Here is a 24,738-nt window from a genome sequence, read left to right as displayed (position 1 = left end):
AGAGTGGCACTCAAAAACATCATCGGAATCGATCACGCCGTGGTCATGGTGAAAGATCTCGACAAAGCCGCCGAAAACTACAAGCGGCTCGGCTTCACCGTGTCGCCGCGCGGCACCCACAGCGCACATATGGGATCGGGCAACTACACCATCATGTTCGACCCCGACTACATGGAATTGCTCGGCGTGCTGACGCCGACAGAACATAATGCTCCGGCGCGGACATATCTGGAAAAGAACGGCGAAGGCATCGAGCGCATCGCGTTCACGGCGGTGGATTCCGCCGAAGGCGCGGAAGAAATTCGCGCGCGCGGCTATCCGCCGATTGGACCGACCGATTTCGAACGTCCCGTGACGATGCCGGATGGCACGGTATCCGCGGCCAAGTTTCGCATCTTCCAATGGCCGACGGCAGAAGCGCCGGGCGGCGTGCGCATGTTTGCCTGCCAGCACAAGACGCGCGAGACGGTTTGGATTCCCGAATTGATGAAGCACGCCAATGGCGCCAAGCGCCTGAAGCAGGTGCTGATCGTCACGCCGGAGCCGGCGGATGACGCCGCGCAACTTGCGAGCATGATCGATCGTGAGGCACTGGTCGAACCAGACGGCGTCATTGCGGTCCCCTCAGGCGGCGACCGCGCCGACTTCATATTCCTGACAAAGACCCAGCTCGGCACACGCTACCCTGGCGTTCCGCTGACGGGGCTGCCCGAGCGCGGCGGCGCGGGGCTGGTGATCGCGGCCGATCTCGCGGCGGCGGAACAGGCGCTCGGCGCTGTCGGCGTGAAAAGTGCTGATGGCGTTGTGGTGCCGCCGGCAGAGGGCAACGGCACGATGCTGGTGTTCGTTAAGGGGTAAGTCGGAGTGCTCGCGTCCCGGACGCGACGCAGCGTTCTCCCGACGATGCGAAGCATCGTCCGGTACGCTGCTTCGCAGAGCCGGGACGCAGCCGCGGCGTGGACCTCGGCTCTGCAGCGCACCGCCGGAGTCGCGCGAAGCGCGATCCCGAACGCGATGCGCTGCGTCCGGGGAACGCGACGGCCGATTACTCCGCGGGCGCTGCCGCAGGTAGCTCCGGATGTGCGCTGTAATCCACGCTCGGACTCGTCTTCGCCAGCGCAAACAGTCCCGCCGCCATCACGGCATAGGCCAGCGCCACGCCCGGCGTGACATCGAGACCGCCGCCGATGCCGACGGCTTCGCCGTGCATGAAGCCGAAATAGGTCATGATCGCGCCAGCCAGCGCAAAGGCTGACGCTTTCATGAAGTCGCGTTCGATCACGAACACGCCAATTGCGCCCAGCACGAGGCCGGTGAGGATCGAGCCGCCGCCCATCACTTCCAGCCCGTGATAGAGCACGCCTTGCTGCGGTAGCGATGCAAGGGCTGCTGATTTGACCGCGCCGACTTTGTCGGCCGCAAGACCGCCGACGGCTTGCGCCGCAGCCATGCTCGCACCGAGCATGGTGTCGATCTGCAGTTTCGCCCACGCCGCGAGATGGGGTGTCAGCGCCAGCACGATCGCGGGAGCGTGCTTGAGCGGCGTGGTCTGGAACGCCTGCGCGCCGATCAGCATACCGATATAGAGCAGGATCGGCGAGATCGCGACCACGGGCACCAGCGCCAGCAATACCGAGATGATGCCGAACCACGACAGCAGCACCACCATGACGCCGGTCGCGGCCGAATAGCCGATCCGCCCGCCCATCGCTTTCCAGCCGGGATGGCCGATATAAACAGCGTTGATGAAGGGATTACCCATCAGGCAACCGATCAGGCTGACGACGCCGTCGGCATCAGCACCCGCGTGGTCGGATATTCGTCGCCGGCGGCTTCCGCGCTTTCGACATTGTCCATGGCTTCGACGAGGTCGTAGATGCCGAACGGGATCGCGGTCACCAGGATGATGCCGAGGAATTCGAAGCCGGAGAAGACGTGGCCGAAGGCCGGCAGCGGTACCGAGAAGCCGAAATTGGCAAAGGCATCACTGAGGCCCTTCAGGCTCAACCCGCCGAGCCCGAGGCCGAACAGGTTCGAGCCCCACGCGATCAGCATGCCGGCGGCAATGGCGACAAGGCCTGCCGGAATCCCCTTCGGATATTTCACGCCACCGAACCAGCTCACCAGGATGATGGCGAAGCAGATCAGGCCGATCTGCGGCGTCATGTACATTTCCAGCGCCGGGCGCATCGAGATGAAGGTGACCGAGACGCCGGCGAGCGTGCCGAGCAGCGCCGCGCGCGGGGTGATTTTTCGGATGTAGGGCGCGATGAAACCGCCGATCATCAGGATAAAACTCTGGAAGGACACCCAGACCAGGCCGGCCGACCAGCCCTTCACGGGGTCGCCGGTCTTGAGCGTGATCGGCAGCATGATCACGAAGGTGACGATGAACATGTGCGGTACGCTGACGCCGGACGGCAGCGCGCAGACGTCGTTGCGGCCGGTCTTCTGCGCCAGTTTGTAGGCGAGATATGCGTAATAGAACGTCGAGAGGCACATCATGAGGCCGAGCGCCGGCAGGATGCGGCCGAACACGATATTGTCCGGCATCTTCAGCACGAAGCGCAGCAAGCCGGTCAGCACCAGCATGTTGACGAGGATGTTGGTGCCGAAGCCGAACAGCGCGTTCCAGTCGCCCGGCGTCCACAGCGCCGGCTTGAAAGTGGATGTACCTGATGTCCCCGTTGCGCTCGTGCTCATCGCAATCCCCCTGCTGCTGCCGTTGTTGGAATCTCCGGTGAAAGTGCGTCCAGCACCGCAGCTGAATCCGAGACCCAGCCGAAGATGCCGCCCTGCGCCTTGATCATCTTCAGGCCCATCTCGTGGAATTCGGGAAAATAGGAGGCGCAGCCATCTGCCAGCACCACGCAGCGATAGCCACGGTCGTTGGCTTCGCGCACCGTGGTGTTGACGCAGACCTCAGTGGTGACGCCGCATACCAAAAGGTTCTCGATGCCGTAGCGCTGCAAGACGTCACCGAGCTCGGTGGCGTAGAAGGCGCCCTTGCCCGGCTTGTCGATCACGATCTCGCTGTCGAGCGGATAGAGTTCGGGAATGATGTCGTGGCCGGGTTCGCCGCGAATGAGGACGCGGCCCATTGGGCCGGGATCGCCGATGCGCAAGGACGGCGCGCCGCGCTCGACCTTGGCCGGCGGCGCGTCGGAAAGGTCGGGCAGATGGCCCTCGCGGGTGTGAATGACCAGCATGCCGGCCGCGCGCGCCGCTTCCAGCACGGCGGCGATCGGCTTCACCGCGCGCGCGAGCTGGCTGACGTCGTTGCCGAGCGTTTCGCCGAAGCCGCCGGGCTCGATGAAATCGCGCTGCATGTCGATGATGAGAAGCGCGGTCGCTGCCCAGTCGAGCTCGATCGGCTCCGGCTCCGCTGCGAGCTTACTTGAGTTCGCCATGACGTACGCGCCCCGAACGAGAGAACCCCTCGGGAGAAATCAAGCAAGGCGCGTGCCATTGTGTACAATGGCGACCGGCGGCCGACAGCGACAAAATTGATCGTTGTTTCAATTCGTTGATTGTCGATGCTGAGGCGGTGCGCTTTCCGTCCAACGCATTCTGGACGGGCATCTGCTCACTATCTAAGCAAACCGCAATTGCGCGTGCTGAACGACAACTTGTCTGTCCTGGCGCCGGGCATCGCCTCGCTATGCAGAGGCCACCTCAAGAGATTGCGAATTCCAGCTCAGCAGCGGCGTCCCGAATGCTCTGCTCCAGACCGTCAGAAAACGCGGAAACCACGAGTGAGCGACTGCGCTCTGATAGGCCCATGTGCGATATTTCTGACCTTCTTCGGATAGAAGCTCCTGATAGCCGCCGTGCGTTTCGGTCGCGCGACGGATGTCCCTCAATATATCGCGGGCGCAGGACCGGTACTTGTCGGTGCCGGAAAATTCATCGTACTCCAGCATGCGATCGGCGAATTCGACGTTAAACGTCGGCCAGCAGGAACGCCCCTGGTAGGCCGGAGCCGCAATCTTGTGGATCACCTTGTTCTGCGGGTTATCCGTGGACACCAGGAAGTGTGATGTATCCGGGATTCGAAACCGCGGTTCGCCAAGGATCAGATCCGTCGTGGCTGCGAATAGCGCGCGTTCGCTTACCTCGCTCAGATCCCAAAATCCCTGGTGCACATTGACGAAGTCCAGGGCAACGGAAGACGCCCCCGGTTCGCTCGGGGAATCCAGGGAATGCGTGATATAGCCATGCTTGCCGAACAGCCCGAGCAACTGCTTTTTATATTGTGAAAGCGTGCGTCCGAGCAGCCCTTCCAGCTCGATCTGGTCGATCACCCCCAACCGTATTCCGCGCACAAAGGTCGCGTAGACGCATGCATTGGTGACGAACCGCCGGCGCTCGGCCCGGGTATCCGTCGCCGCGGAACGGGGTGCCGTTACGTCGCACAGCAAAGCTGTGAGGCCGTTGTCGTCGAACGGCTGCAACGAGCCGGCAAGTTGAAATATCGCTTTCTCCAGGTCCTTCCGATACTCGCCAAGCAACAAGCGGCCGGCATGCGCGCCTTGCGCCATCGCCAAATACCAAGATGTCCTTTGGTCCGCGCGCATAATCTGCTCCAGACCCGCGAGAATGCCCAGCAGCGTATCCGACGGCAGCGAGAAGTAATTGACGCCGATGTAACGATCGTTGCCTGCGGGAACGATGGTCGTCGTGACGACATCGGAGCGAACGGCCTCCAACATCAGCCGGACGCTTTTGTCCAGCAAGCCAACCCTGCGGACGGCATCCTCGGAATCCAGGATGGTCTCGGGATCGAGTACGTCTGGATAAAACCAGGCAAAGTCCCGGGGATAATAGGCGGATGCGTGCGGCGCCCCCGTGACCAGAAAGTCCTCCGTCGGAGAAAAGGCACTGTTGACCGAGTGCGCGTACAGCTCCTCGATCCCGGCCGATGGGCGATACCTTCTCAGGAAGCGATCACCGAGAAAATTGACGGCCTGAATACCGTTGGCGACACAGGAGGCAAACGGACCCTGATAAAACCGGTATTCGCGATGTGATGAAAATGAAATATGACGATGCATAGGCTTGGATCAACGAGGTCTCGTGGTTTCGACTATCACGTGTTGCTACTCATGACATCGTCGATTCGTCTTTCTGTCAGATGAATTATGATGTCACCTGCTTGTCACAAATGGACGTGGCAGCGGTGCTCAGAACGTAAGGCGACTTAGGCGAGCGGCGGATTACGCTGCGTTAATCCGTCCTAGGTTCGCTCGGCTGGAAATTCTCGATCAGCCGCAGCAATACGCGCGCCCCCGCATCTGCGTCGGCAAGTTCGACATGCTCGGCCGGGTTATGGCTGATGCCACCGCGGCAGCGCACGAACAGCATGGCAACATCTGATATATCGATCATTGCCATGCCGTCATGCCCTGCCCCGCTCGGCAGTTCGAACACGCCATAGCCTTCGGCAGTAACTGCTTCCGCGACCTGCGCTTTCAGCCAGGGCGCGCAGGGCACGGTGCCGTTCTCATGGGTGACGTCGATCTGCAGCGACAGTTCACGGCGCTTTGCGATTGCCTCGATCTGCTGCACGATCTCGGCGACGGCGTGCTTGCGGTGCGGATCGGCCGGCGCGCGGATGTCGAGCGTGAAGGAGACCTGCCCCGGAATGACGTTGGTGGCGCCCGGCAGCGCGGTGATGACGCCGACGGTGCCGACCAGACCGGCGCCATCGGCCTTGCAGAATTGCTCGACCGCGACGATGCATTCGGCAGCGCCCGCCAGCGCGTCGCGCCGCAGCGCCATCGGCACCGTCCCGGCATGGCCGGCCATGCCGGAGAGATTTGCGGCGAGCCGCGTGGCGCCCGCGATCGCCGTCACCACGCCGACAGGAATGTTTTGCTGTTCCAGCACCGGCCCCTGCTCGATGTGCAGCTCGACATAGGCATGCAGCTCGCGGCGGGTGCGCGCCGTTGCACCGATCTCGCCAGGGTCGAGGCCGAATTGCACCATGGCCTCGCGCATCGAGACGCCGTCACGGTCGCGCGCGTCGAGCACGCTTGCGTCGAAGGTTCCCGCGACCGCCCGGCTGCCGAGCAGCGTGGAGGCAAACCGCACGCCCTCCTCGTCGGCAAAACCGACGATCTCGATCGCGAACGGCAGCCGCACGCCGCGCCGGTTCAGATCGGCGACGCAGGCGATCGCGGTGATGACCCCGAGCGGCCCATCCCATTTGCCGGCATCGCGCACGGTATCGTAGTGCGAGCCCAGCATCAGGCAGGGCAGTCCCGGGCGGTCTCCTTCGTAACGGCCGCAGACATTGCCGATGGCGTCGAGATGCGCTTCCATGCCGGCATCCCGCATCCAGGACAGAATGAGATCGGCTGCCGTGCGATGCTCAGGCGAGAGGAAGATCCTCGCCAGATGCTGCGGCGTCTCGGAAATCATTCCGAGCTGATTGATACGGCTTACGATTTCATCGCCGAGCCGGGATCCTGTCGTCCCGCCACTGGCCGTCTGTATCTTCGTCATGCTGTTCCAGCGAAACGCGCCGTGAGCGGCGCCTTCCGAATTGTGAGGACGCCTTTTAACCCCTTCCCACTGTGCACTCAATCTGACCATGGGGCTCATCGGTGGGCAAGAAAACGTCGTTATCATTATCCAACCCGAAAGCCGACAGGTTCATCGGGATGAAGTGCATGTTGGGGCAGGCCATGCTGATTTCCGAGATCTCGGGCACCGCCGCCAACGCCGCCTCGCCCATCCGGTACAGGCTGTCCTGAACGCTCATGCTGTACGTCGTGCTGAACACTTCGAGCACGGTATCCATAATCTTCGCATTCGCCGCCGGATAGTTCGACGGCTTGCCCGACCATTTCCAGGACGCGACCATGCTGGTCGCGCAGATCCGGTCGGCGGTCTCCGGCAACGTGGTGTAGCGATCCCTAGGATAATTCTCCCAGCCGGACTGCGTCGACTTCATGAAGGAGAACCCGTCGATGCCGGATTCCAGTGTCGACGGCCCGCCCCGCGCGGCCGCGACCTCGACAAACGGCCTGCCGTTGTTGTCGAGCACAAAGCTGTGGGGATGCGGCTTGCCGCCAAAACTCAGGCGGCGCCATTTGGTCTCATGCGCGGTGAGGGCAACCGAGGCAATCTGCGGATAGGTGTCGAGATATCGTTTCGCCAGCACCTGGCAAAACTCCTCGGTGCAGAGGCCAGTGTTCTCGCGTGCGACGACATTGACGATGTTCTTGATTGTGTCGGTCGCCACCGATGTGGAATTGTCGGCATGGGTATAGGCACGGGCAAAGTCGCCTTCCATCATTGCCTTGATGCTGAGCTGGCTGACCTCATGGCGATCACAGTCCCGATGAATCCGCATGACCCGGACGCGGCCCTTTCCGTATCGGTTCTTGATCAACGGCATGCAAAGGGCCTCCCGTTCAGGTGGAGAATTTGCGGCGATATCGATCGCCCGCTAAGCTCGGATATTGAGCAACCTTCGTGCCACAGAGCAAGGCTTTAGGGACAAGGCTTTAGGGGACAGCTTCTGGCACGAGCCTTGTATCGGTTAAGACGGGCCGAGCGGCCCGCATCAGGGGGAGTCCGAACATGAGCAGCGAAGCCCATCCAGTCGACCAAGTTCTGCCGACGCCGCGCCTGCTGGCGCTCGGCCTGCAGCACGTGCTGGTGATGTATGCCGGCGCGGTTGCCGTGCCGCTGATCATCGGCCGAGCACTGAAGCTGCCGCCGGAAGACGTTGCCTTCCTGATCAGCGCGGATCTGTTCGCCTGCGGGATCGCCACCCTGGTGCAATGCATCGGCTTTCCCGGCGTCGGTATCCGACTGCCGGTCATGATGGGCGTCACCTTTGCTTCCGTCAGCCCGATGCTGGCGATGGCCGCCGCGCCCGACATCGGGTTGCTCGGCATTTATGGCTCGGTGATCGCAGCCGGAATTTTCGCCACACTTGCTGCGCCGTTCATCAGCCGGCTGTTGCCGCTGTTTCCCCCCGTCGTCACCGGGACCATCATCCTGGTGATCGGGATTTCACTGATGCGGGTCGGCATCAACTGGGCCGGTGGCGGCCTGCCGACCTTGACCAAGATCGTCGATGGCGTGCCGGGCGCGTTCCCCAATCCCGGCTACGGCCAGTTACAAGGCCTCGGCATCGCATTGTTCGTGCTGCTCGTCATCCTCGGACTGATCAAATGGGGCTCCGGTTTCGTCGCCAATGTCGCAGTGCTGCTCGGCATCGTCGCTGGCGCGATCCTCGCCGCCCTGCTCGGCGTCATGCATTTCGAAAAAGTTGCCGCGGCGCCATGGGCTGCGATCGTGCTGCCGCTGCATTTCGGGCTGCCGAAATTTCAGCTCGTCCCAATCATCACCATGTGCATCGTGATGATTGTGGTGATGATCGAATCGCTCGGCATGTTCCTGGCACTTGCCGAAATCACCGGCAAGACCGTCGACCGCGATGCGCTGACCCGCGGGCTACGCGCCGATGGCGTCGGCACGTTTCTGGGTGGACTGTTCAACACCTTTCCCTACACGTCGTTCTCGCAGAACGTCGGGCTGGTCGGCGTCACCGGGGTGCGCTCGCGCTGGGTGACCATCGCCGGCGGCGGCATTCTGCTGCTGCTGGGGCTGGTGCCAAAGATGGCGGCGCTTGTCGAGGCGGTGCCGCTGGTGGTGCTCGGTGGCGCCGGGCTCGTGATGTTCGGCATGGTGGCGGCCACCGGCGCGCGCATCCTTACCGCGGTCGATTTCAAGAACAACCGCCATAATCTGTTCGTGGTGGCTATCTCGGTCGGGTTCGGCATGATCCCGCTGGTCTCGCCGAATTTCTTCAAGAACCTGCCGCACGACCTGCACCCGCTGCTGGAGTCCGGCATCCTGCTCAGCGCGCTGGTCGCGGTGACGCTGAATGCATTCTTCAACGGCGTCGGCGGCAAGTCCGCAGCGGAAGCGGATGCCGCAGCGGCGGCGGCAACGGCGACGCATTAGTGAGGTAAACTGTAGGGTCGGCACTAGCTCCCGCGGTAGGTCGCATAGCTCCACGGCGTCACGAGCAGCGGCACGTGGAGATGGCCTTCGGGATCGCTCACCGAGAAGTGCAAGGGAATTCGATCGAGAAACGGCGGATCGGAGGTCGGCACATTGCGGCCGGCAAAATAGTCACCGACGCGGAACATGAGTTCATAGCGGCCGAGCGGCACTGGCCGGCCGCCGATTAATGGCTGATCGGTGCGGCCGTCGCTGTTGGTCACGGCGCGCGTCACGACGCGACTCTGCCCTAAATCGGACAGTTCGGTGAGCTCGATCGATATCCCCGCCGCGGGCCTGCCGCAGTGCGTATCCAGCACATGGGTCGACAGGCGGCCATGCACCGGCAGCCGATCCCCGGAAGCCACAAGCTGGTCGAGGCGCAGCGCCGCAATCCGGCAAATTTCAGCAATCGACGTCCGCATCTCGGCTTTCGCGTCGTTCGGCAGACGGCGCTTGAAATCGCGAAGAATGGAATCGCGGGTATGGCGGCGGACGCAAACGATATAGGGAAAGCCGAACTTGGCGCGATAGGCGCTGTTGGCGCGCTGGAAGGCTTCATATTCGGCATCCGACAGCCGATCGAGGCCGACGCTGTCCTGCTCAGCGGAGGATTCCGCGGTGAGGCCCGTGGCGCGCTGGGTCTTGTTGGCGAGGTCGGGATGCGCCCGGATCAGCGTCATCAGCGCTTCGTCCGCCGCGCGGTCGACCGCAGCCGTCATTGCCGCAAACAGCGCGCCGATGCCTGCAAACGGCCGCAGCACGGCTGCCGCTTCGGCCACCCACGGCGAATGCTCGAAAATATTGGCGAGCGCCGCGACGAAATCATCCTTGCTGCAATGGTTTAGATCGGAAAGCTTCTTCAACATCGGTGCCGGCCTATCCGATATCGAAAGCGCTATCGGCAAGATGCGACAGATTGGCGTGCCAGTGCTGCGCGATCTGCAGCCGCGTCGGCACCCAGACGCGCTCGTGGCTTCCGATGTAGTCGAGAAACCGCATCAGCGCCGCCGCGCGGCCGGGGCGGCCGACGACCCGGCAATGCAGGCCGACCGACATCATCTTCGGCGCGCGCTCACCTTCCGCATAAAGAACGTCAAAACTGTCCTTGAGGTAGGTGAAGAATTCATCGCCGCCGCCAAAGCCCTGCGCGTTGACAAAGCGCATGTCGTTGGCGTCGAGCGTATAGGGGATGACCAGATGGGGCTTTGAGCCGCGCGACTTGATCCAGTACGGCAGGTCGTCGGCATAGGAGTCGCTGAGATAAAGCAGGCCGCCGGCCTCCATCAGCAGCCTTAAGGTGTTGATCGAGGAGCGCCCGGTGTACCAGCCGAGCGGGCGGGCGCCGGTCGCCTCGGTGTGGACGCGGATTGCGGCTGCGATCTCGGTGCGCTCCTCGTTCTCCGACATGTCCTTGTGCTCGATCCATCGCAGGCTGTGGCTGGCGATGTCCCAGCCGGCCTGCTTCATGGCAGCAACCACGTCGGGATTTCGCTGCAACGCCTTCGCAACGCCGAACACGGTGACCGGCAAATTGCGCTCGGTGAAAGCCCGCCACAGCCGCCAGAAGCCGGCGCGCGAGCCATATTCGAACATCGATTCGATGTTGGCATGGCGCTGTCCGGGCCAGGGCTGCGCACCCAGCACGTCGGACAAAAAAGCCTCGGAAGCGCGATCGCCGTCGAGAACATTGTTCTCGCCGCCTTCCTCGAAATTGACCACGAACTGCACCGCAACCCGCGCATTGCCCGGCCACTTCGGATCGGGCGGATTGCGCCCGTAGCCGTGAAAGTCGCGCGGATAGGTCGGCGCCGCCATGATCAGACTTCCTCGAAGCGGATCTTCTGCGCGCCCTTCCACAGCACGGCCTTGCCGAACGCGGTCAGGTTCTCCAACCCCGAAGTCAGGGTGATGAAGTGGTTGCCGGCGAGCTGGCCCATCTTGCTCGCAAAGTGCACGCCGCCATAGGCCAGCAGGATTTCGGTCTCGCTGATGCCGCCGGGATAAAGAATGATCTGGCCGGGCGCGGGATAGCTGGTGTGGTTCTCGTAGGAGACGCCGAAATCGAGATCGCCAAGCGGCATCCAGACACCCTCGCCGCTCCAGCGGACGTGGATCGCCTGGCTCTCGAACGGCATCGCCTTGCGAAAGGCGGCGACCGTCTTCGGCGCCAGTTGCTCCTCGAAGCGGGCCTGGAAAGTAAATTCGCCGGCACGGACAATCAGTTGGCTCATCGATCTCTTCTTCTGGATATAGGTGAGGACGTGGTTCAGCCGTATCCATTACAGCCCGAACAAGCGGACGCAAGGCCGATTCCGCCTTGCGGGAGGTTTCAGCGAGCGCCTTGGGTCCACCCTGCGCCTACCCTTGCGCCTACCTTAATTGTGAGCGCAGCAATTCACTGAATGCTCCCGGATTGATTGGGAACTCGGTTTCCGCTCGGCCTTATTCACGCTTCGCCGCGCCAGAATGCGGTCTGCAGGGGCAATTGGTGTTTGATCATCGCGACGCCATCGACCACCTTCAGGCCGCGCGCGGCGCAGGCTTGCATGAACTCGGTCCGGCGGGCGGCAATGATATCGAATACGGCGCAATCATCCGGCAGCCTCGCGGGATTCATCGGCAGGGCGTCCGTCCCGCGAAGCCCAAGCGAGGTGGCGTTGACCAAGAGGCCAGCGTCATCGAATCTTTCGTCTAGGCGGATCTCAAGATCGGGGAAGCGGCTGCGGAGTTTTTGGGCGAGGATTTCGACCGGCCCTGGCGCTTCGTTCAGGATTTGCAGCCGCCTCACGCCTGCGGCAGCCAGCGCGTGACAGATCGCGCGGCCGGCTCCCCCCGCCCCGATCACGACGCAGCGGCGGTCGGGATCGAATATCCCCTCCTCGCGCGCCGCATTCAGGAAACCGCCGCCATCGAAGGATTCGCCGACCAGCCGACCACCAGCCTCGATCCGGATCGTGTTGACGACGCCTTCGAACTCTGCGGCCGGCCCGACCGCATCGCACAGCTCGAACGCAGCCGGCTTGTGCGGCATCGTGAGATTGAAGCCGGCGACGCTCGGCGATTTCACGAGCGTGCGGATCGCCTCGGAGAGATGTTCCGGCGCGATGTCGAGCGGCACCATGTGCCAGTCCAGCCCATTGCCCTGGAAGTAAGGCGTGTAGTGGCGGGGCGCGCCGACATGGCCGGCCGGGTGGGCAAAGATGAATACAAATCGTGAAGCACCGGTCGGAAGCCGCATCGCTCTCATCCTTTCACGGCGCCCGCCATCAGCCCGCTGACCAGATAGCGGCGCACGGCGAGCGAGAAAATCAGGACCGGCGCCATCACCAGCGAGCCGCCCGCGGCGATCTTGCCCCACTCCCATCCCTCGTAGTTCATGAAGTTGACCACGGCGACCGGCGCGGTGCGCGCGTTGGTCCGCGTCAGGATCAGCGCAAAGAAGAAGTCGTTCCAGGCGTAGAGGAAGCACAGGATCGCGGTGGCGGCGATGCCGGGCGCGACCATCGGCAGCACGATCTGGAGGAAGACGACCCGGGTCGACGCGCCGTCGACCAGCGCCGCCTCTTCCAGCGACGACGGCACGGTTTCAAAAAACGGCTGCATCATCCAGATCACCAGCGGCAGGTTGAAACTGGTGTAGACCAGCACCAGCCCGGTGACGGTGTCGAGCAGCCCGATCCAGCGATAGAACAGAAAGAACGGAATCGTGAACGCGATCGGCGGCGCCATCCGCGTTACCAGGATGGCAAAGCTCAGCGCGTGCTTTCCCCGCCCCGCCCAGCGCGACAACGCATAGGCCGCGGGCACTCCGAGAATGAGCGCCAGCGCCGTGGAGAATGACGCACTCATCAGGCTGTTGACAAAGGAGGCCGCGAACGCGCCTTGCCAGAGCGACGCATAATTTTGCAGCGTCGGCGTGAAGATCAAGGGTGGCGGAAACTGCAGGATCAGGTCGTTGGACTTGAAGCTCATCTGCAAGAGCCAGAGGAACGGCGACAGCAGCATGATGAGCGTCACGCCGATCGCAACGAGCCGGCGCGGGCTGGCCGAACGGCGGACTGGACCACTCATGCCCCCACTCATGCCATGGCCTCGCGGCGGCGGCCCATCCACACCACACCGAGGCTGACCGCGACGACGAGCAGCAGCATCACGATCGTGACCGAACTGGAATAGCCGATTTCGTTGAAGTCGAATGCGAGCAGATAGGCATAATAGTTGGTCACCTCGGTGACGCTGCCCGGCCCGCCGCCGGTCAAGAGGAACACCAGCGGAAATGCCTTGACGCTATCGATCAGGCGAAACATGCCCGATATGACCAGGATCGGCGTGATGAAGGGCAACGTGATGTAGAAGAATATCTGCAGCCGGTTGGCGCCGTCGACCAGGGCGGCTTCGGAAAATTCCTCCGGAATGGTCTGCAGCGCGGCCAATACCATCAGGAAGGTGAAGGGCATCCATTCCCAGGTGTCGGCGATGATGATAGCGGTCAGCGCGAAATCGACGCTCGAAGTCAGCGACGGCATGGTCACGTTAAGCAGGCCTGCGGCGTAATAAAGCGGGCTGATGTCGGGCGTGTAAATCAGCTTCCAGATGATCGCCACGACGATCGGCGGCAGCACCATCGGAATCAGGAACAGGGTGCGGGCGAATTCCACGACGCGCGACTGCGTGTGCAGCAATAGCGCCAACAGCATGCCGAACAGGACCTGCAACAGCACGCCCCAGAGCGACAGCTTGGCCTGCACCCATAGCGAATTGACGAAGCGCGGGTCGCCGGGGAGCAGGCGATAGTTCCGCAAGGGCGAAGAGAAATCGGTCGACGATCCCGGATTGACCAGTTGGAACGGCGTCAGGCTGGTCACGACAAGATAGATCGCAGGCAAGCCTGCGATCACGAACAACACGATCAGGCTCGGCGCCAGCGCGATGGCGTTGAAGCGGCGGCGCTCGGCGTCGACCAGTCCTTCTCCGCTCAAAGCGCGGTCCCTGCGCGGCGGAGATTGGCGACCGCCTGCTCCTGCGCTGCGTTCATCGCAGCTTGGGCTGCGAGCTGCCCGGTAGCTACCTGTTCGAACGCCTTGTTGAGGACATCGCCAACGATCGGGAACTCCTTCACCGTGCGATAGGCCATGTAGTTCTCGCCCTTGGCCGGCAGCCCCAGCACTTCGAGATAGAGCGCGCCGAGGTCCTGGCCGTTGACCGTGTTCAGCTTGCGGTATTCCTCACTCTCGATCACGGATCTGCGGCAGACCGAGGAATGGCCGTGCTCCTTGACCAGCCGCATCGAGATTTCGGGGCTGAGCGCCCATTTGATGAATTCCCACGCCGCTTTCTTGTTCTTGGCGTTCTTGGGAATGCCGAGGCCCTGGCTGTTGGCGGCCGGGTAGTCGTGCACAGGCCCGGCGGGCATCCTGACGACGCGGGAGGTGTCTTTCACCTTGCTGTCGTTCGAGAGCAGGATCGGTGTAATCCAGGCGCTGGAATGAATGAAGATGTTGGAGCGGCCGGTCATGTGGGATTGCCGCGCCTGATCCTCGTATAGGTGAGTACGCCCTTCGGCGCGTAGTTCTTCAGAAGGTTCGCGTAATATTCAATGGCCTTGATCGCCTCCGGCGAGTTCAGCGTCGGCATGATGTCGGCAGGCGGCTTGCGGAAGATGTTGCCGCCAAAACCCTGGATATAGGGCGGCAGGCACCAGTGATGGAGCTGGAAGCTGACGATGCCGTTGACGTTCTCGGTGCCGTTGATCTCGGCGCAGACCTGCTGCAATTCGGCAAAGGTCTTCGGAACCTTGAGGCCCTTTTTCTCCATCAGGTCCATGCGCGACAGGCCCATCACCATAGCCCCGCCTTCCCAGGAATAGCCGTAGGTGGCGCCCTTGGCGTCGCGGTACGGCACCTGCGCGCCCTCGACGAAATCCTTCGGATTCCATTCCGCCGGCGTCAGATTTGGATCAGTGGTGAATTCGTCGAGATTGGCGAGCAAGCCGGCCGCCACCCAGCGCGCGGCCAGGATGAAGGTGACGTTGACGAAATCGAACGCCGAGCCGCCCGATGACAATTCGAGATTGGCCTGCTGGTTGTAGACTGGAAACGCCGAGAGTTGCAGATCAACCTTCATGCCGGTCTGCGCCTCGAACTCCGGGATGTAGTTCTGCAGCAGCGTGAAAAAGCGGTGCTGAAAGGACGCGCCGCGCAGCGTGACGCCGGCAAACGGTTTTGTTTGTGCAATGGCCGGCAGCGGAAATGCGGCCGCGCCGAGGGTGGCGGCGCCGGCCTGAAGCAGCGCTCGGCGGTTGAAGCCCGCGGATTTATGGCTCGAATTCTTCTTGGTCATGGCACCCTCCCTGACGGTCTTTTTGGACAATATGACCGACATAAAATGTACTGTCAAAAGAAGGCTTCTCGCGCGTACACTATTTTTACGGTATGAATTGACATCGCATCGCAATAAAGCAGACAATATTTTTCAAAGCTTGAGGGTCCACGATTGCCCAGGGACGTCGAACTCCGTCAGTCCAACACCCACGTCGCGCGGGAAATCGCCAAGCTCATCGTCTCCGGCACGTGGCAGGAGGGAAGCACGCTGCCGCGCGAGATCGAGCTCGCGTCGCAATTCAGCGTCAGCCGCACCTCGATCCGGGAATCGCTGTCCATCCTCAAGGCAAAGGGCTTGATTGCAGCGCGGCAGAAGGCCGGCACCCATGTCCGCGAGCGGATCAACTGGAACATGCTGGATGCAGAGCTTCTGGAATGGACATGGGCGCTGCGTCCGACGGAAGAGTTCGCCCGCCAGCTCACACAGGTGCGCCGGATCGTCGAACCGGAGGCTTGCGCAATCTGTGCCGAGCGCGGCTCGGACGCCGACCTCGCCCGGATCGAACGGGCCTATCGCGAGATGGACGCCGCCGGGATGGACAGCCGCGCCTATTCCGAACCTGATCTACGCTTCCATCGCGGCATCCTGACGGCGACCGGCAACGACTTTCTGGTCGCCTTCGGCGCCACCGTCGAGGCGGCGCTGCGGATGTCGTTCGATCTCTCGACGCTGAACCCGGGCGCGCCGCGCAAAAGCCTGCCCTATCACCGCGTCATCCTCGACGAGATCTGGGCGCGCAATCCCGACGGCGCGCGGCGTGCGATGCATCGCCTGATGGACCTGACCGAGCGCAACATTACCTCGGCGCTGTCACGCCGGCATGGCGAAGCGCTGGCGGCAGCGGATGTCAGCCGTGAACACGACGCGTAACGGAACGGTCCTAAACGCTTGCTTTCCCTTGGCCTTGCGCGTTTCATTCCGGTCAAACATCAGCGACCGGGGAAACGTCCATGCCCGCAAGAATCATCGGAATGATCGGCACCCAGCAGGAGGGCGTCGCGGTTCACCTGATCAAGGGACAGATTTCCCGCCAATGGGTGATCGACTTCACTCGCCTGCATGAGCAGTGGAACTATGATTCCGTCCTTGTCGGCTATTACGCCTCCGCCGCCGAAGGCTTTGCGATTGCGCTCTATGCAGCCGACCACACCGAGCGGATCAAGTTCCTGATCGCACACCGGCCGGGCTCGGTGGCCCCCGCCCTGGCCGCGCGGCAGGTCGCAACCTTCGACCAGCTCACGCAGGGCCGGGTGGCGCTGCATATCATCGCCGGCACCAGCGATGCGGATCAGGCGAGCGAAGGCGACTTCCTGCCCAAGAATGACCGCTATCGCCGCGCCGGCGAATATCTGGAGGTGATGCAAAAACTCTGGACCAGCGACAGCCCGATCGATCACAGGGGCGAGTTCTACCGCGTCGAGGGCGGTTTCTCCGATATCAAGCCCTACCAGCAGCCCTTCCCTCCGCTGTTTTTCGGCGGCTCGTCGGGGGGTGCGCTGGAGATGGGCGCCAAACATTGCGACGTGTTCGCGATCTTCGGCGAGCCGCTGAAAGAAACGCGGGAACGGGTGCAGGATTTCCGCCGCCGAGCAGCCGCCTTTGGGCGCAGCGTCGGCTTCAACATGTCGCTGCGGCCGATCATGGCGGACAGCGAAGGCGCGGCGTGGGACAAGGCGAACGCGCTGCTGGAGGATGTCGAGCGCAAGACCGGTGCCGCGCCGCAGCCGACCAACCTTTCCGCCGAACGCCTGCTCAGCTACGCCGCGCGTGGCGACGTCCATGACGAGCGGTTGTGGATGGGGATTGCGCGTGCCACCGGCGCGCCCGGCAATACATCATGCCTGGTCGGAACGCCCGAGCAGATCGCGGCGGCGGTGCTGGAATATTACCGCCTCGGCATTCACTCCTTCCTGCTGCGCGGTTTCGAGAATCCGCACGACACGATGGCGATCGGCCGCGACTTGATTCCACTCATCAAGCAAGGGGCGCTGGCGATCGACCGGCAGGCCGAAGCAGCCGAATAGAGTTCACCTCGAGTATCCGCAGGCACCTCAAGACACCGGCGCAAGGTCTTGGGACATGAAGAGAAAACCCATGAAAGAATTTGCATGAAGGCGGTCGTTGTCGAGAACTACAATTCGATCGACGGTATCTCGATCAAGGAGATCGATACGCCCGGCCTCGCCGCGGGCGAAGTCCGCGTCAGGATCGGCGCCGCGGCAGTCGGCTTCGTCGATGGCTTGAAGGTGCAGGGCCTTTATCAGACCAAGGACCCGCTGCCGTTCGTGCCGGGAACGGAATTTGCCGGAACGGTTGATGCCGTCGCCGACAATATCGGCGCGTTCAAGCCGGGCATGCCGGTGATCGGCATGGCCCGTTCCGGCGCGCTCGCCGAATATATCTCGGTGCCGTCTGCGGCGCTCCAGCACCTGCCGCCGCAAGTTCCGTTCGAGGCTGGCGCGTCGTTTCAAGCCAACTATCTGACCGGGCTCTACGCGTTGGATGCCCGCGCGTCGCTGCGCGAAGGCGAGATATTGCTGGTGCTGGGCGCGGCCGGCGGCGTCGGCATCGCGGCCGTCCAGATCGGCAGACTGATGGGCGCGCGGGTGATCGCCGCGGCCTCAACGCCGGAAAAGCGCGACTTCGCGGTTCGTCACGGCGCCGATCACACCATCGACTACACCCTCGCGGATTGGCGGGAGGCGCTGAAGGAACTGACCGGCGGGCATGGGCCGGATGTCATTTTCGATCCCGTCGGCGGCGAAGTATCGCTGCAGGCGTTCCGCTCGATCGCCTGGCGCGGGCGGCACCTCGTCGTCGGATTCGCCTCCGGCACCATTCCAGCGCTGGCGTTCAACCTGCCGCTGCTCAAGGGCGGCGCGCTGCTCGGCGTCGACCTCGCCCAGATCCAGAAGCGCGAGCCGGAAACTCACGCCCGCCTGATGGCGCAGTTGTTCGACTGGCTGGCATCGGGAAAATTGTGGCCCGTGGTCGGCAAGATCGTGCCGTTCGAGAATTTCCGCGAGGCGTTCAAGACCATGCAGTCGCGATCGGCGCTCGGCAAAATGATCGTGAAATTCGGCTGAAGCGACGCATCGAAGCAGGATACGGAATGATGTCTCTGGAAAACGGCAAGCCATCGCGTCGCCTGATGCACACGCGATCGGTCGAATGCGAAGGCTTTCTGCGGAACGACGGGCTCTGGGAAGTCGAGGCCTGGCTGCGCGACACAAAACCCTTCGTCCAGCGCGCCGATCGTTTCCGCGGCGAACTGAAGCCGGGCGATCCCGTGCACGATATTGGCCTGCGGCTCGCGATCGACGAGGACATGACCATCCGCGAGGCAGAAGCGATGATGCGCGCCACGCCCTATCCGACCTGTCTCGAGGTCGAGCCGATCTTGCAGCGCCTGATCGGCGAGCGCATCGGCCCCGGCTGGCGCGAAACGGTGCGGCGCAAGATCAGCCGGCTGGAAACCTGCACGCATCTGGCGGAACTGCTGGGCCCCGCCGTGACCACGCTGTATCAGACCATGTCCTACGGCAAGAATCCGGAAGGCCGCGACACGCTGGAGAACCGGCAGAACTCCGGCAAGCGCCCATTCTTCATCGGCGGCTGCCACTCCTGGCGCACCGACGGCCCTGTCGTCGCGGCGATGTTTCCGCAGTTCGCGACCAAGCCGGCGGCAACGGATTAGGCGCGGACGCGATCGTAGATCGCAAACGCCGCGGCCAAGGCGCAGCCGGCGATGATCCCGACCGTCAGGTCTTCGATCAGCGTCAGGCCGAAGGTTGCGATCAGCACCGCCGCGCTGCGCCAGTTGCGAAGCAGGCGAAGGAACTCCTCCTTCTCCGCCATATTCCAGCAGACAACGACCAGCACGCCCGCCAGCGCCGACAACGGGACAAAGCTTGCGAGCGGAGCTGCGGCCACCATGAACACCAGTACGAAGAGCGCATGGGTCATGCCGGAGACCGGGCTGCACGCCCCCGCACGGATGTTGGTCGCGGTACGGGCGATCGTGCCGGTGACGCTGATGCCGCCGAACAGAGCCGAGGCGACGTTGGCGATGCCTTGCGCCACGACCTCCATGTTGTAGCGGTGCTTGCGCCCCGTCATGCCATCGGCAACCTTTGCGGATAGCAGGCTTTCGACCGCCCCGAGCAACGTGAAGGATAGCGCCGCCGGCAATACCTCGAGCACGGTCGCATAAGAGATCGCCGGCAGACGCGGTCCCGGCAGACCGTCTGGAAGCTGGCCGAAACGGCTGCCGATCGTCTCCACCGGCAGATGGAACAGCCAGGCGGCGACTGCGGCCAGCACGACCGCGATCAGCATTCCCGGCACATTCGGCGAAAGTCGCCGCAGCAGGAAGATCAGGGCTGCCGAGCCGATGCCGATCGCGACCGCGGCCGGCGAGATGGTCGGCAAGGACTGGCCGAGCATCGCAAGCTTTGGCAACAGCGGCCCGGGTTCGGCAGTCGGAAGCTTCAGGCCGCCGAGATCGCGAAGCTGGCTGGCAAAGATCGTGACCGCGATGCCGCAGGTGAAGCCGACGGTCACCGCATGGGGGATATAACGGATCAGGGCACCGAGCCGCAAAAGGCCGATCAACGTCAGCATGAAGCCGGAGATGAAAACCGTCAGCAGCAGCCCTTCTAGACCGAACCGCGTCACGGTCGCCGATACCAGGACGATGAACGCGCCGGCGGGGCCGCCGATCTGGTAACGGCTGCCGCCGAGCGCCGATACTAAAAAGCCGCCGATGACGGCGGCGTATAATCCCCGCTCGGGCGATACGCCCGAGGCGACGGCAATCGCCATCGAGAGCGGAAGAGCGACAATCGCGACCGTAAGCGCCGCCAGCATGTCCTTCCGAAAGCTGGCAATACCATAGCCCTCCGACAGAACGGTGACGAGCTTGGGTCGGTAATGATGGGCGGTGGCGGTACCGTCGGGCATTTAGGGGCGGAGCCGGGGTGGATTCGAGAACTATATATAATGGAACACACACCAGGCGGCCACCGGCTCGAATACGGAGCCCAAAGCCATTTTCGCCCGGACGAGACCGAGCATGACGCCGGGCCATTGCGTAGCCCCGGCCGGCTGCCGGCCGTGGGATAGGAGTCCACCGGCACTCGGTTCAAGCGCCGTCGCCACCTCGATCCTTCCGGTAGCTTTTGACTAGATGGACAGCTACAGGGTGCATAGCCGGGCATCTCGAACAGCGCGTTAGATTAAATCGACTTCGCGGGCTGGCAAGCGGCTGGCCGACGTCCACGCCTGAGAGTATAAGCTAGCGCCTAGATGCCGGATCGACGGGGAGTGCCAAGATGAGCAATTACCGCGTCTCCTTCTACAAAGATCTCTTGAATTCCGACGGTCACAGCTTCAAGTGCCTCCAGCGCTGGGTCGATGTACAGTCCGACGATCCCTCTCAGGCGAAGGTGCTTGCGGGGCGGCTGGTCGACAACGACCGCCTGAACGCCGATTGCATCGAGGTAATGCACCTGATGGACGGCTCTCATGAGTTCGAACGTTCATCTGGCCGTGCGTCCAGCAAGCACATCGGAAACGTCGTGCAGTAGATCGCGTTGTGAATCCCTGCGCGTGTGACCGCCGTTTATTCACCACTGGACGCATTCACACCGATTTCGCTCAGCGTCGAGATGGGCGCGATGCCAAGCACGGCCGGCGCGTCAGCGAAAATCCCGTGACACGGATTTTTCGCATCGCAAGAAGTCGTCGCGCCGACGCAAAAGGACGCAGCCCGAAACGAATTGTCAGATTGAGCGTGACGCTGCGTCGGACGCATGTCACTATTCCCCGATAATCAAATGCCGCGCACGTCGGACGAAGTGCGGCTGCCAAGGGAGAGACAATAGCGTCGGCCTGGGCGCGTGAGTTCCTTTTGGCCCAACCGTCCGTTGGCGTCGCATGGGACAACAGATTGTCCATCGCCTGCTGATTTCGTTTCCCGCTTTGCTCGGGGTTCTCTTCCTCTGCTTTTGCCTGCTGCAGGTTGTTCCGGCAGATCCCGCGATGATCATTGCCGGGCCCGATGCCAAGGCTGAGACCATCGCTGCGATCCGACAGGAACTCGGTCTCGACAGATCGATCCCCGTTCAATTCTTCGAATACATCCTGCGTGTGCTGCGCGGAGATCTCGGCCGCTCCATCATTTCCAACCGAATGGTGAGCGAGGAACTGGCGATGACGATCGGGCCGACGATCGAGCTGATGCTCGGTGCGATGCTGATCGCCGTGCCGGCCGGGCTCGCGCTCGGGACGCTGGCGGCAGTCCATCGCGGCCGCCTCACCGATCGCATCATCATGGCCTGCTCGGTCGCCGGCGTGTCGATGCCGGTGTTCTTTATCGGCCTGATCCTGATCCAGTTCGTTGGGTTCAAATGGGCGCTGTTGCCCTTCACCGGTCGTACCGGCCCGGTATGGGACGGCGGATTGCCGAGCCTGATCCTGCCCGCTCTGACGCTCGGCGCGGTGCTGATCGGCCCGATCGCGCGGCTGACGCGCACCGCCGTGCTCGAAGTGCTCGGCGCCGATTTCGTCCGCACGGCGCGCGCCAAGGGATTGCGTGAGCGGGTGGTGATCATTCATCACGCGCTGCGCAACGCCATGATCCCCGTCGTCACCCTGATCGGGCTGCAAGCGGCGTTCCTGCTCGGCGGCGCCGTGGTCACGGAAACCATGTTCTCATGGCCCGGCGTCGGCCGGCTTGCCGTCGGCGCCATCGTCTCCAGCGATTTTCCGACGGCGCAGGGCGCGATCATGATCCTCGCCATCGCCTTCCTGACGATCAACCTCTTGGTCGATGTGCTCTACGTCTATCTCGATCCCAGGGTGCAGCGCAGATGAGCGTCGAGGCTCTCGAGCAAGGCTTTGTCCTGGAGCGCGAAACCGGCGTATTCGCTCGCGCCGGGGTGTTGCGCCGGCTGGCGCGCGACCGCGTCGCTGCACTCGCCGGGCTGGCGCTCGCGGCTATCGTGCTGGCGGCGCTGTTTGCGCCCTGGATCGCGCCCTACGATCCCTACTTCACCGACCTCACCAAGGTGATGCTGCCTCCCGACGCCGCGCACTGGTTCGGCACCGACAATACCGGGCGCGACATTTTCAGCCGAGTCCTTTACGGCACGCGCAACACGCTGATGCTCGGGCTGGTCGGCGTGATCGTCGGCGGCTTCATCGGCGGTGTTCTCGGCATCCTCGCCGCCTACTACCGGCGGCTGGATGGCTGGATCATGCGGCTGGTCGACGTGATGCTCGCCTTCCCTGCGATCCTGATCGGACTGGCAGTGGCCGCGATCTTCGGCGCCGGGCTGACCGCCGTGGTGATCGCGCTCGTGGTTGCCACGGTACCCGATGTCGCCCGCGTTGCACGCGGCGCGGCGATCGGCGTGATGGGCCAGGAATTCATGGAGGCCGGCCGCGCCGTCGGCGTCTGTGACCGTGAATTGATCTGGCGCTATCTGACGCTGAATTGCATATCAACGATCTTCGTGTTCCTGACGCTGCGCTTCGGCCAGATCATCCTGATCGGCGCCGCGCTCGGCTTCCTCGGCATGGGCGCGCAGCCGCCGACCGCCGAGCTCGGCATGATGGCAGCGCAGGGCCGCGACTTCCTGTTCATGGCGCCGCATATCGCGACGATCCCGAGCTGTGCCATCTTCGTGATCGTGCTGGCCGCCAACCTTCTGGGCGACGCATTCCGCGACGTCCTCGATCCGAGGCTGCAGACATGATCAGGTTCGTACTGGGAATGTCCTTGGCACTATGCGTCACCGGCCCGGCGACGGCCCAGACGCTCCAACTGATGAAAGGGATCGACGCGCCGCATTACGATGCGCAACGCACCACCTGGACCCCGACCTCCGACATCGTCAACATGTTCCAGGACACGCTGGTCGCGCTCGACTGGGACGGCCGCACGCCGATCCCCTATCTCGCCAAATCATGGACGATCAGCGAGGACGGCCGGACCTATACGTTCAAGCTGCGCGACGACGTGTCGTTCTGCAGCGGCAAGAAGTTTACCGCCGAGGATGTCGTCTACAGCTTCAAGCGCTTGAAGGATCCCGCGATCAAGGCCCCTTACGCGTGGCGGGCCGGCGACATCAAGGAATTGCGCGCGACCGATCCCTACACCGTCGAGTACGATCTCAAAGAGCCCTTTTCCGAGCTGCTGCTGCAGCTCACCATGTTCACCAACGTGATCCACAACAAGGAGAGCGTGGAAGCACTCGGCAAGGATTACGGCATCAAGGGCGCCGACGGCACCGGCCCCTGGTGTTTTGAGAGCTGGCAGCCGCGCACCGAAATTGTGCTCAAGCGCCATGACGTCTATCGATGGGGCCCCTCGATGTACAAGAACAAGGGGCCGGTGAAGTTCGAGAAGCTCAGCGTCAAGATCATGCCCGAGGAGTCCAGCCGCGTGGCGGCGATGATGGCCGGGCAGTTCGACATCACCAATCAATTCCCGCCGCAGTTCATCGCCCAAGCCAAGTCTGCACCGATGCTGAACGTGACGGAAGCGAAGCCGAATTTCCAATTGCTCTATTTCGGCTTCAAGACGACGCGGCCCATGGTGGAAGACCGACGGGTGCGCGAAGCGATGAGCATCGCCATCAACCGCGTCGAGATCGCCAAGGGCGTGCTGCTCGGCAACGCCGAACCGGCCTTCACCATTGTCGATCCGGACGCGCTCGATCACGACCCCACCACCAAGGGCATCGTGAAAGAGGATATCGAGCGCGCCAAGGCGCTGCTCGATGAGGCCGGCTGGAAAATCGGCAGCGATGGCGTCCGCGAGAAGGACGGCGTCAAGCTGCAACCGAAGGTCTACTTCACCCAGGCCGGCAACACGCCGCGCATTGCCGAGGCGATCCAGGGCTACCTGCGCCGCATCGGCATACAGTGGCAGCTGCAGCCCTGGGATTCGACCATTGCATCCGCGAAGATGGCGGAGCAGGACTACGAAATCTGGTCGGTGACGGTGCCTTATCTGTCGGCCGGCGATCTAATGAACATCTACTTCGATTCCAGGAACATCCCGACGCCCAACCGGATGAACTGGAAAGACGCCGAGACCGATGAATGGCTGAAGCATGGCCGCTCGGCGCTGACGGACACCGACCGGGCCAAATACTACGCGCTGGTGCAGCACAAGGTGATGCGCGAGCACCTCTGGATGCCGGTGCTCAATATCAACATGTATCAGGTGGCCAACAAGAAGATCACCGATGCCAGGCCGCACATGCTCTACCAGAACACTTTCTATAAGGGCTTGGACGTGTCGCGCCAGAAATAACAGGG

General features: G+C 62.9%; 22 protein-coding genes and 2 pseudogenes. 10 read left to right on the top strand and 14 right to left on the bottom strand.

Annotated elements, in window-relative coordinates:
* The first annotated feature begins 3 nt into the window (after positions 1-3).
* A complete protein-coding gene (locus V1278_RS14160; protein ID WP_334364038.1) occupies positions 4-858 on the top strand; it encodes a VOC family protein in 855 nt (284 codons plus the stop codon).
* A gap of 187 nt (positions 859-1,045) precedes the next feature.
* On the opposite strand, the pseudogene V1278_RS14155 reads toward V1278_RS14160, so the two are convergent.
* From V1278_RS14155 to pucL, 5 genes and pseudogenes are all read right to left on the bottom strand, one after another.
* A pseudogene (locus V1278_RS14155) lies at positions 1,046-2,703 on the bottom strand (regulator).
* Positions 2,700-3,410 carry a cysteine hydrolase family protein gene (locus V1278_RS14150; protein ID WP_334381171.1) on the bottom strand — a complete coding sequence of 237 codons (711 nt, stop codon included), beginning with the start codon at positions 3,408-3,410 and terminating at the stop codon, positions 2,700-2,702. Before V1278_RS14150 ends, V1278_RS14155 begins: the two are co-directional and overlap by 4 nt.
* Before the next feature lie 249 nt (positions 3,411-3,659).
* Positions 3,660-5,054: a hypothetical protein gene (locus tag V1278_RS14145; protein WP_334381170.1), complete on the bottom strand. Its 1,395-nt coding sequence runs from the start codon at positions 5,052-5,054 to the stop codon at positions 3,660-3,662.
* A gap of 172 nt (positions 5,055-5,226) precedes the next feature.
* On the bottom strand, positions 5,227-6,507 hold the full coding sequence (locus tag V1278_RS14140; protein ID WP_334381168.1) for an allantoate amidohydrolase: 1,281 nt from the start codon (positions 6,505-6,507) through the stop codon (positions 5,227-5,229).
* Between the two features lie 55 nt (positions 6,508-6,562).
* A complete protein-coding gene (gene pucL, locus V1278_RS14135; RefSeq protein WP_334381167.1) occupies positions 6,563-7,405 on the bottom strand; it encodes a factor-independent urate hydroxylase in 843 nt (280 codons plus the stop codon).
* A 185-nt stretch (positions 7,406-7,590) separates the two neighbouring features.
* Here pucL and V1278_RS14130 point away from each other — a divergent pair, with 185 nt between their 5' ends.
* Positions 7,591-8,985: a nucleobase:cation symporter-2 family protein gene (locus V1278_RS14130; RefSeq protein WP_334381166.1), complete on the top strand. Its 1,395-nt coding sequence runs from the start codon at positions 7,591-7,593 to the stop codon at positions 8,983-8,985.
* 23 nt (positions 8,986-9,008) lie between these two features.
* Here V1278_RS14130 and uraD read toward each other — a convergent pair whose 3' ends face one another.
* From uraD to V1278_RS14090, 8 genes are all read right to left on the bottom strand, one after another.
* Positions 9,009-9,893, bottom strand: a complete 885-nt coding sequence (uraD, locus tag V1278_RS14125; protein WP_334364045.1) for a 2-oxo-4-hydroxy-4-carboxy-5-ureidoimidazoline decarboxylase — start codon at positions 9,891-9,893, stop codon at positions 9,009-9,011.
* 10 nt (positions 9,894-9,903) lie between these two features.
* Positions 9,904-10,842: an allantoinase PuuE gene (puuE, locus tag V1278_RS14120; protein ID WP_334381165.1), complete on the bottom strand. Its 939-nt coding sequence runs from the start codon at positions 10,840-10,842 to the stop codon at positions 9,904-9,906.
* Between the two features lie 2 nt (positions 10,843-10,844).
* Positions 10,845-11,258, bottom strand: a complete 414-nt coding sequence (locus V1278_RS14115) for a DUF3830 family protein (protein WP_057851712.1) — start codon at positions 11,256-11,258, stop codon at positions 10,845-10,847.
* Positions 11,259-11,473: 215 nt separating this feature from the next.
* Complete coding sequence (locus V1278_RS14110; RefSeq protein WP_334381164.1) at positions 11,474-12,265, bottom strand: shikimate dehydrogenase family protein; 792 nt, start codon at positions 12,263-12,265, stop codon at positions 11,474-11,476.
* Between the two features lie 5 nt (positions 12,266-12,270).
* Entirely contained in the window at positions 12,271-13,098 is an 828-nt protein-coding gene (locus V1278_RS14105; RefSeq protein WP_334381163.1) for a carbohydrate ABC transporter permease, read from the bottom strand.
* An 8-nt stretch (positions 13,099-13,106) separates the two neighbouring features.
* Complete coding sequence (locus tag V1278_RS14100) at positions 13,107-14,006, bottom strand: carbohydrate ABC transporter permease (RefSeq protein ID WP_334381162.1); 900 nt, start codon at positions 14,004-14,006, stop codon at positions 13,107-13,109.
* A complete protein-coding gene (locus V1278_RS14095; protein ID WP_334381161.1) occupies positions 14,003-14,542 on the bottom strand; it encodes an extracellular solute-binding protein in 540 nt (179 codons plus the stop codon). The genes V1278_RS14100 and V1278_RS14095 overlap by 4 nt, the downstream gene beginning before the upstream one ends.
* Positions 14,539-15,366 carry an ABC transporter substrate-binding protein gene (locus V1278_RS14090; RefSeq protein ID WP_334381159.1) on the bottom strand — a complete coding sequence of 276 codons (828 nt, stop codon included), beginning with the start codon at positions 15,364-15,366 and terminating at the stop codon, positions 14,539-14,541. The genes V1278_RS14095 and V1278_RS14090 overlap by 4 nt, the downstream gene beginning before the upstream one ends.
* Positions 15,367-15,519: 153 nt before the next feature.
* On the opposite strand from V1278_RS14090, the gene V1278_RS14085 reads away from it, so the two are divergent.
* The 4 genes from V1278_RS14085 (at position 15,520) to V1278_RS14070 (ending at position 19,105) form a co-directional block, all read left to right on the top strand.
* Positions 15,520-16,278, top strand: a complete 759-nt coding sequence (locus V1278_RS14085) for a FadR/GntR family transcriptional regulator (protein ID WP_334381158.1) — start codon at positions 15,520-15,522, stop codon at positions 16,276-16,278.
* An 80-nt stretch (positions 16,279-16,358) separates the two neighbouring features.
* Positions 16,359-17,432 carry an LLM class flavin-dependent oxidoreductase gene (locus V1278_RS14080; RefSeq protein ID WP_334381157.1) on the top strand — a complete coding sequence of 358 codons (1,074 nt, stop codon included), beginning with the start codon at positions 16,359-16,361 and terminating at the stop codon, positions 17,430-17,432.
* A gap of 84 nt (positions 17,433-17,516) precedes the next feature.
* Positions 17,517-18,494 (top strand): NADPH:quinone oxidoreductase family protein, encoded by a 978-nt coding sequence (locus V1278_RS14075; protein ID WP_334381156.1) that lies wholly within the window; start codon positions 17,517-17,519, stop codon positions 18,492-18,494.
* A 26-nt stretch (positions 18,495-18,520) separates the two neighbouring features.
* A complete protein-coding gene (locus V1278_RS14070; RefSeq protein ID WP_334381155.1) occupies positions 18,521-19,105 on the top strand; it encodes a DUF2889 domain-containing protein in 585 nt (194 codons plus the stop codon).
* Positions 19,106-19,122: 17 nt separating this feature from the next.
* Here V1278_RS14070 and V1278_RS14065 read toward each other — a convergent pair.
* Positions 19,123-20,370 (bottom strand): annotated as a pseudogene (locus tag V1278_RS14065) (SulP family inorganic anion transporter); the annotation flags it as partial.
* 371 nt (positions 20,371-20,741) lie between these two features.
* On the opposite strand from V1278_RS14065, the gene V1278_RS14060 reads away from it, so the two are divergent.
* The 4 genes from V1278_RS14060 (at position 20,742) to V1278_RS14045 (ending at position 24,733) form a co-directional block, all read left to right on the top strand.
* Positions 20,742-20,996 carry a hypothetical protein gene (locus V1278_RS14060; RefSeq protein ID WP_334364064.1) on the top strand — a complete coding sequence of 85 codons (255 nt, stop codon included), beginning with the start codon at positions 20,742-20,744 and terminating at the stop codon, positions 20,994-20,996.
* Positions 20,997-21,345: 349 nt separating this feature from the next.
* Positions 21,346-22,284, top strand: a complete 939-nt coding sequence (locus V1278_RS14055) for an ABC transporter permease (protein WP_334381154.1) — start codon at positions 21,346-21,348, stop codon at positions 22,282-22,284.
* Entirely contained in the window at positions 22,281-23,168 is an 888-nt protein-coding gene (locus V1278_RS14050) for an ABC transporter permease (RefSeq protein ID WP_334381153.1), read from the top strand. Before V1278_RS14055 ends, V1278_RS14050 begins: the two co-directional genes overlap by 4 nt.
* On the top strand, positions 23,165-24,733 hold the full coding sequence (locus V1278_RS14045) for an ABC transporter substrate-binding protein (RefSeq protein WP_334381151.1): 1,569 nt from the start codon (positions 23,165-23,167) through the stop codon (positions 24,731-24,733). The genes V1278_RS14050 and V1278_RS14045 overlap by 4 nt, the downstream gene beginning before the upstream one ends.
* Positions 24,734-24,738 lie beyond the last annotated feature (5 nt).

Source organism: Bradyrhizobium sp. AZCC 1577, from assembly GCF_036924575.1.
GTDB lineage: Bacteria > Pseudomonadota > Alphaproteobacteria > Rhizobiales > Xanthobacteraceae > Bradyrhizobium.
The sequence above is the reverse complement of the archived record's forward strand: the minus strand, read 5'-3'. Positions and strand labels throughout refer to the sequence as shown.